The organism is Paenibacillus sp. 01T422 (assembly GCF_056398785.1).
The window spans coordinates 1-6517 of record NZ_JBFTQB010000312.1; the positions used below are offsets into that span (position 1 = coordinate 1).

At 47.9% G+C, this 6517-nt stretch carries 7 protein-coding genes; all 7 read right to left on the reverse strand.

The features are described 5' to 3' along the window. A partial coding sequence (locus AC1DUA_RS18100; protein WP_477501098.1) for a peptide ABC transporter substrate-binding protein occupies positions 1–1205 on the reverse strand: 1205 nt, incomplete at its 3' end. Positions 1206–1236: 31 nt separating this feature from the next. Beyond that, complete coding sequence (locus tag AC1DUA_RS18105) at positions 1237–2283, reverse strand: ABC transporter ATP-binding protein (RefSeq protein WP_477501099.1); 1047 nt, start codon at positions 2281–2283, stop codon at positions 1237–1239. Positions 2284–2288: 5 nt separating this feature from the next. Further along, entirely contained in the window at positions 2289–3206 is a 918-nt protein-coding gene (locus AC1DUA_RS18110; RefSeq protein WP_477501100.1) for an ABC transporter permease, read from the reverse strand. A 3-nt stretch (positions 3207–3209) separates the two neighbouring features. After that, positions 3210–4142: an ABC transporter permease gene (locus tag AC1DUA_RS18115; protein WP_477501101.1), complete on the reverse strand. Its 933-nt coding sequence runs from the start codon at positions 4140–4142 to the stop codon at positions 3210–3212. 21 nt (positions 4143–4163) lie between these two features. Continuing rightward, positions 4164–4988 (reverse strand): M55 family metallopeptidase, encoded by an 825-nt coding sequence (locus AC1DUA_RS18120; protein WP_477501102.1) that lies wholly within the window; start codon positions 4986–4988, stop codon positions 4164–4166. A 124-nt stretch (positions 4989–5112) separates the two neighbouring features. Then, entirely contained in the window at positions 5113–5469 is a 357-nt protein-coding gene (locus AC1DUA_RS18125) for a DUF3870 domain-containing protein (RefSeq protein WP_145660233.1), read from the reverse strand. A gap of 164 nt (positions 5470–5633) precedes the next feature. Continuing rightward, positions 5634–6517, reverse strand: an 884-nt coding sequence (locus AC1DUA_RS18130; RefSeq protein ID WP_477501103.1) for a serine hydrolase domain-containing protein, incomplete at its 5' end; no start/stop codon positions are given.

Sequence of the window (6517 nt, forward strand, 5' to 3'; positions counted from 1 at the left end):
TCATTGGTGTTATACGTCAAAGTTACGTCAGGCAGCTTCGTGTATCCCTTTTCCTGCATCCCTTTTTCCAAGAGCTTCTTCGCTTCTCCTGCATCAAACTTGATCAAGCTGCCGCCAACTTTACGGAAATCTCCGCCCGCAGGATCAGTAAGTCCTGGAGACACATAGCCGTCAGCTGGTTTCTGCTTTTGCTTCAAAACCAAATCCACAAGTTTCTGCCTGTCTACAGCCGCAACAAATGCTTTACGAATGTTAACATTGTCAAAAGGAGCCATTTTCACATTGAAACGATAGAACGCAGTACCTGCGGCATCTTCAACCTTCACTTTGTTGTCTGCGAACAATTTATCGCTCATATCAGCCGGAATGGAACCCGTTGTATGAAGCTCGCCGGTCGTGAAGAGCTGGTAAGCCGTATTCGTATCATTGATCATCTTGAAAGTAACGCCTGCCAGCTTGACATTAGCGGCATCCCAGTACTGATCATTCTTTACCATTTTAAGCTCGCTATCGTGTTTCCATTCCGTAATTTTGAACGGTCCGTTACTTACAATCGTAGCTGCCTCGCCTGCCCATTTGGCATTGCCTTCCACAGTAGCCTTATGTACCGGGAAAAAGGCAGGACTGGAAACCATGCCCACTAACCAGGAAGCAGGCTGTGTCAAAGTAACCTCCAGCGTCTTGTCATCCAGCGCCTTGATTTTCACATCATCCGCCGACCCCTTGCCGGAGTTGAAAGCTTCCGCCCCTTCAATAGGGTAGGCAAGGAATGCCGCATCAGAAGCTGTTTTCGGATCCAGCAGACGCTTCCAGGCATACTCAAAGTCGGCAGCTTTTACCGGATCTCCGTTCGACCATTTAATGCCATCGCGCAGCGTAAAGGTATACTTCTTCCCATCCGGCGTGATTTTCCATTCTTTGGCCATCGCCGGCTCAGGTGTCTGGGTTTTGCCAAGACGCGTTAACCCCTCGAAGGCGTTATTAACAACGTCGTAGGAAACTTGGTCAAATCCTTTCGGCGGATCGAGAGATGTTGGTTCTTTTAAATTGTTGTAAAGGAGGATCTTGGATTGCGTTCCTTTGGCTGCTTCTGTCTGGCTGGCTCCAGACTCTTGTGTTCCGGAACCAGGATCTTTGCTGCACCCAGCAAGTAACGTACTAATTACCAATATGGAGCTGATTAGCAGTACTGACACTTTTTTCATGAGCACTTCTCCCCTTCGTTCATCGTCTTATTTATCCTAGAGCCGTCATGTTATTTCTCTTGATCGACGGCTGGAATACAACTTGAGAGCGCGGATCCTGAAGCCAACAGGCCACGGAATGGCCACTGGATACAGCGGTCTGCTCCGGCTGATAGATACCGCATACTTCCATCGCATAACTGCAGCGCGCCGCAAAAGCGCAACCCGCAGGCGGAGCGAACAGATCGGGCGGCGTTCCCGCAATCGGCGTAAGCGGAAGSGATTTATCTGTATCCAGTCGCGGCATGGAAGCCAGCAGCCCTTTGGTATATGGATGCTGCGGGTCATAGAACAGCTCATCCACAGTCCCAGATTCAACCACCTTGCCGGCATACATCACATTGACCCGATCAGCCATATTCGCAACGACACCCAGGTCATGCGTGATAATGATGATAGACACACCGGTTTTCTTCTGAATCATCTTGAAAAGCTCAATGATTTGCGCTTGAATAGTGACATCAAGCGCAGTAGTTGGCTCATCGGCAATAAGCACCGAAGGTTTGCAAACGGCTGCGATTGCAATCATAATCCGCTGTCTCATGCCACCGCTAAACTCATGCAAATATTGCTTCAAACGCATCTCAGGATTGGAAATGCCAACGAGTCCCAGCATTTCCGTTGCTTGCTTGCGAGCTTCAGCACGTGATATTTTCTGATGGCGAATGATCCCTTCCATAATCTGCTCACCAATGGAAATGGTGGGATTCAGTGCCGTCATGGCATCTTGGAAAATCATTGAAATCTCGGAGCCTCTCAGCTCTCGCAGCTGCTTTTCGCTAAGCTCGGTCAGTTCTCTTCCCTTATACCGAACACTGCCCTGGCTGATCTTCGAGCTTTGCTCAGGAAGAAGACGCGTCACGCTGCGTGCTGTTACGCTTTTGCCGCAGCCGGATTCGCCTACGATAGCCAAAGTTTCTCCCTTTCCTAACGAAAAGCTGACTCCGCGAACGGCTTTCACTTCTCCACCGTGTGTGGTGAACGAGACATGAAGATTGTTCACTTCCAATATAACGTCGGGCAAGTTCGTAGTTTTCACCTCGGCTACCTCCTCCTTTTCGGATTAAACGCGTCCTGCAAGCCATCACCGACCAAGTTAAAAGCAAGCATCGTGATCGATATGAAAAATGCCGGATAAAATAACCGCCACCATTGCCCTGACAAAATGGTCGACAGCCCATCATTGGCCATAACGCCCCAGCTTGCCAAAGGAGGCTGAATACCCAGGCCAAGAAAACTCAGAAACGCTTCCGCGAATATGGCCGAGGGTACCGAGAATGTCACCTGCACAATGATGACGCCCATAGCATTAGGCAGCAAATGCTTGCGGATGATGTAACCCGCGCCTCCACCTAACGTTCTTGCCGCCAGCACATATTCCGATGATTTCAAGCTAAGCACCTGTCCGCGTACAATTCGCGCCATGCCAATCCAGCCCGTTGCACTTAAGGCCACAATAATCGTTAGCAGCCCAGGCCCCATGACAACCATCAACAAGATGACTACGAGCAGATAAGGAATTCCGTATAGTAGATCAACGAACCGCATCATGATGTTATCGATTCGTCCCCCTAAGTAACCGGCGATGCCGCCATAAATAATGCCGATGACGAAATCGATCAAAGCAGCCATGAGTCCAATAAATAGCGAGATGCGCGCTCCATACAGAATACGGGCATACACATCGCGTCCAAGCTCATCTGTGCCGAACCAATGAGCGGCCGACGGCTTCTGGTTAGCATCCAGCAGCACCTGCTTCGAATAGCTCTGGTCTGTAAGATAAGGCCCAAGTATCGCGAGGAGCGCCATCAAAATAATAACGATCAACCCCGCCATGGCCAACTTATTGGCACGCAGTCTAATCCAAGCCTCCTGCCAAAACGACAGCCGCATTCGAACTATAGCCTCTGATGTCCCTTTGTTCTTAGCCATTGGGACAAATAAGGAATCTGGAACATTCATCGCTTACCCCTCCTTCCTGTGCAGCTTGATGCGGGGGTCAACTAGCCCGTAGGCGATATCCACCAGAAACATCATGATAACGAGCAGAGCGCTATAAAATACGGTCGTGCCCATAATGAGCGAGTAATCGCGATTATTAATGCCGTCGACGAAATATTTCCCCATTCCTGGAATAGCAAAAATCTTTTCGATAACAAAACTCCCCGTAAGAACATTGGCTACCAAAGCCCCGAGCAAAGTAATGACCGGAAGCACCGCATTACGAAGCGCGTGTTTGATGACGATTGTAGCTGGCGACAGGCCTTTGGCCCTTGCCGTTTCAATGTAGTCGGCGGTTAGCACCTCCAACATGCTCGCTCTTGTCAACCTGGCTATAATCGCAAGCGGCCCAGTTGATAAGGCAAACGCTGGAAGAATGACATGTTTCCACGTCCCCCAAGTAGCTACCGGAAGGAGCTTCCACTCGACCGCCACATATTTAATCAATAAGGTAGCTACTATGAAGTTAGGCACCGCTATGCCGATAACCGCAAAGATCATGGCGAGATAGTCAATGATACGGTTTTGTCGGAGTGCAGCTACTGTACCAAGCGCTATTCCTGTGACGATCGAGATCAGGATTGATACCATCCCCAGTTTAAAGGAAACAGGAAATCCCCGGCTGATCATGGAATTGACCGTATCAGGAAAGTGACCGATAGACGGCCCGAGATCCAATGAAAGCAATGATTTTAAATAAAGCACGTACTGCGTCGTAATTGGCTTATCCAAGTGGTAAAATTCCATTAAATTCTGAACCGCCGTCGGATTCGAGCTCTTACCCTCTTTCTCGAACGGCGACCCGGGAACAGCGTGCATCAAGGCAAAAGTAACCGTAATAATTAGCCACAGTGTGACAATCATGGAGATAAATCTACGAAGAATATATTGTGTCACGCTATCACCCACTTTCGCTTATTAACAAAATGCCGTTCTCATCGCTAGTTCCGTCATAACCAACATCGCTCGGTACGCCTCAAGAATGTCTTTCGCCTGGAAGGTGACAGTAGGACTGTTGTCATCTATCGTCGTACCTGGCATCAGATGAGCCCACTCCGCTTGACCATAGTTGGCGAATTCAATCTTCAGCACCAGATGATCCGGCGGCACGAGCGGCTTCACTCTACCCGCGTTAGCCAGCGCTTCCTTCGTTTTTTCCTGAAGCAGCAGTCCGCTTTTCTCGGGAGTTAAACACATAGCTGAAGTTCTTGAAATCCGCTTTTTCACAATCGCTGTCGTAATCCCTGGAATCAACTCCTCCGCTTCAATCGCGGTTTCATCATCCCCGGCAACCAATAGAACCGGCACGCCATAATGCCCTGCAACATAAGCATTAAACCCAAGCTCGCCAATAACTCTATCATTAATGTACATATTGCGAACGCCGAAAATCATCGTATGGCTTAGAACACCTTTGGTCGCCGCCCTCGTGTGATAGCCTAGAAAAGCCGCACCAGAGAAGGAGGCATCCAATCCTTGTACCATGGAAAAAGGCTTCACATCACCTGAAATCAACTGCGTTTCGGGATGCAGCTTCTCGATCAACAGATTATTCATTTTGGAGTGACTATCATTCACAATAACTTCCTTGCAGCCTTCATCAAAAGCAGATCTTATGACATGGTTCGCTTCATCCGTCATAATGTGCTGTCCGCGAGTGTAGTTGTACTGCCTGGAATCCACAAACGTGTTATCAACAAGTCCTGTTATACCTTCCATGTCTATGGAAATATAAAGTTTCATAGGTACGCCTCCAGCATTATAAGGTAACAAAAACCCAGCAAACAGCCTCGGGAAGATGCCTCCCAAGAAACCATTTGCTGGGTTTTATTTACGGGTATGTTGCCATACGGATAAATAAAGCAGCTTACACTGTACCGGAAGATTGGAAACCCAGCTCTTCCCGGCCGTTAAGTGCTAATTTGTATTTTTTTTGCGCATCTTTATACGCTACGATCAGAGCCTTCTGGGATGATCCGTGATATCTCTGGCGGATTTCCTCCGCCACCACATCAAGGAGAAGCATATTGTGCCCAATGAAGATCGAACGGACAAATTCCGATGTGAGCGGTATGGTGGATGAGCATCCTGCATCAACAATTTTGTGGCTTGACGTATCTACGACAAGTCCAATAAAAAAGGCATTGTACTGCTGCGTAATCGGATTATTCACAGAAGCTTGCGCGTCGCCGATGATGTAAATCGTATCCTTGTCGTATACCAAACGACCACTCTCCTTATTAGCATTCTGTTCAATTTCTGAGTGGGRTGTGGGAAGAGATTGCGTCTACCTACGACCACTAGAAGCTAGAATACTAACGATGTAATATATACTAACATCGAAATAACATGTTGTAAATATGTAAATATTGAAACTCTTTCACTCTCTTATGATTGGAGGAAAGAAGCCTGTAATACCCGCGCAAGTTCTTCTTCCGCCTCAAAATAAACGCCATGTTCTTTTCTTTGAATAAGACCATTCATGACCAGAATGAAACCCCATTTCTCTTGTTTATGAAAATACATGTCGCTTAGCAGACCGTACGCATCACCGGAATGTCCAATAAGTCTGTATCCCGGCAGCAGATCGTCTGTCATCTGAAACTGGAGCCCGCAATTGCGGAAGAAGCCATCTCGTCGATGCCCTGACCAATGCGGCGTGTGCATAAGATCCACAGATTCTGCCTTCAGGATTTGAACATCGTTCAATTTACCGGCGTTAGAATGCGCTTCCATAAAGCGAGTCAAGTTATCAACCGTTGTGCGAAGTCCACCCTGTGGGCTAAATAACGCTCCGTTGGTGCCTGGCACATAGTTACCATAATCTATGGCTTCCGGTTTCTTCCCTCGAAAATCGTCTGTGCCAACAATAAAGCGATCTTCGGCTTCCGAATATTCATACAGCGTAGCAACGGCATCCATATCTTTCAAGTCGCCGATGTTAAAACTAGTATCGTACATGTGAAGCGGTTCGAACAAATGTTTCTTGCAATATTCGTCAAATCGTTCATTCGAAAGCCGTTCCACCGCAGTCGCTAGAATGACAGCACCCAGATTCGAATATTCGAAGTAATCCGGGTCCCCTGGCCGTCCATCTCCCCAGAGATTGTCCGTGTAATAAATCCCGCCTGGCAGGAGGATATCCGCAAGACGTATCTTAGGCGGATTCTCGCTACGCGAATCAACGACAAAACGAACATATTCATCTTGCAGTCCCGAAGTATGAGTCATTATCATCTTGAGCGTTATCGATGTATCAGGATACTTAGGAC

Coding starts and splice junctions, on each gene's coding strand:
- AC1DUA_RS18110 (WP_477501100.1), bottom strand. CDS start 3,206: ATGAATGTTCCAGATTCCTTATTTGTCCCAATGGCTAAGAACAAAGGG.
- AC1DUA_RS18120 (WP_477501102.1), bottom strand. CDS start 4,988: ATGAAACTTTATATTTCCATAGACATGGAAGGTATAACAGGACTTGTT.